Genomic DNA, 1,510 nt, shown 5'->3' with positions numbered 1-1,510 from the left:
AGTCAAGTCCTTAATATTGTGTAAAATTTTATACAAAGTTTTCAACTCTGATCCTTATCTAAACATCAGATTGGTGAAATAAATTGGGCTAACTCATTTAAACCTCTCTACATTTTTTTGGCCGTGACTTCCGTGTATTTATATGTCCGCATTCAGAAATGGCTGTCAAAGGCTCTTTTCACTTTGATAGCCGTTTCTGAATGTGGCACCCTACGGAATGGAAGTTACGCTAAAATATTTGCTAAGTTGTAAGCCCTTTTTTCTTTGCGTATACAGTTTCTTGATACTGCATTAGAACCGCACCTACTAATCGAAAAGCAGATTGTGTGTTGGGGAAGATACGGATTACCTTTTCTCTTCTACGAACTTCTTGATTTAATCGTTCAAGAGAATTGGTGCTACGAATATGACATCGTATTTTTTCTGGATAGTTCATGTATTGTATCGTATCTTCGAACCCTTCATCAAGGATGGCAAGAGCTTTCTCATACTTAGAATTGTTTCCGAATTGATCAAATAACTCATCTTTAAATTTTCGAATATCTTCAATTGTGATGGCTTCAAAAACGCGTTTTATCATCATACGGATTTCAGCTGAGTCTTTTTTAGGAAGCTTTTCAAATATATTTCGTTTAAAATGTACGTTACATCTTTGCCAAGATGTCCCGATAAAATCGCGTTGTATGGCTTTTTGAAGACCTTTATGAGCATCTGATATCACAAGTTTAGGTGATTGAAGCCCTCGAGATTTGAGGCTTTGAAAAAAACGACTCCAGCTCTCAAAACTCTCTTCGTGATCAACGCTTAAACCAAGTATCTCACGTTTATTCTTCTCAGTAATAGCTGTAGCAATATAAACAGCCTTAGAGACTACACGATGATGTTCACGTACTTTTATATACATTGCATCTACAAAAAGAAAAGGATAATAAGTTGTATTTAATGGACGCTTCGCCCAAGCATTTACAATCGGATCAAGCTTTTGTGTAAGTGAAGACACAAAGGATTTAGAGATGCTTTCTCCGCAAAGTTGTTCCACAATATGAGTGACTTTACGAGTTGAAACACCGTTTATCACCATCTCTAGCATAGATAAAACCAGAGCTTGATCACAACGAGCATACTTTTCAAAAATCGTTGGTGAAAACTCACCATTACGAGTTCTAGGAACAGTTAGCTTGATTTTACCAATACTCATCGTTAATTCACGTTCATAATAGCCGTTACGGTAATCACGGCGGTCAGCAGAACGTTCATAGGCGTCTGCCTGCAAATAATCGTCTCTTTCTTTTTCCATGAATTCGTTTAATACCAAAACTATAGCTGATTTAATAACAGTATCAATATTAGAATTGATAATCGAATCTTTTAAAAGATCCATGTCTAGGTTAAACTGTAATTGGGTCATTTTATATTCCTCTCCTTACTTTATTTTTGTGGTTGAAAACATTGTAACCAAGAGGAAAGAAAATGACCCCTTTTCTTTTTACACAATTATACGGACTCAATC

At 35.8% G+C, this 1,510-nt stretch carries 1 protein-coding gene; it reads right to left on the bottom strand.

The window, feature by feature from the left end:
- Window positions 1-241: 241 nt before the first annotated feature.
- Window positions 242-1,408 carry an IS256 family transposase gene (locus ACIQ7T_RS27935; RefSeq protein ID WP_402875317.1) on the bottom strand — a complete coding sequence of 389 codons (1,167 nt, stop codon included), beginning with the start codon at window positions 1,406-1,408 and terminating at the stop codon, window positions 242-244.
- Between the last annotated feature and the right edge of the window lie 102 nt (window positions 1,409-1,510).

The organism is Lysinibacillus sp. NPDC096212 (assembly GCF_044763105.1).
GTDB lineage: Bacteria > Bacillota > Bacilli > Bacillales_A > Planococcaceae > Lysinibacillus.
The sequence above is the reverse complement of the archived record's forward strand: the minus strand, read 5'-3'. Positions and strand labels throughout refer to the sequence as shown.

Excerpts from the sequence above, each read along its gene's own strand:
- ACIQ7T_RS27935 (WP_402875317.1), bottom strand. The coding sequence starts at position 1,408 with ATGACCCAATTACAGTTTAACCTAGACATGGATCTTTTAAAAGATTCG.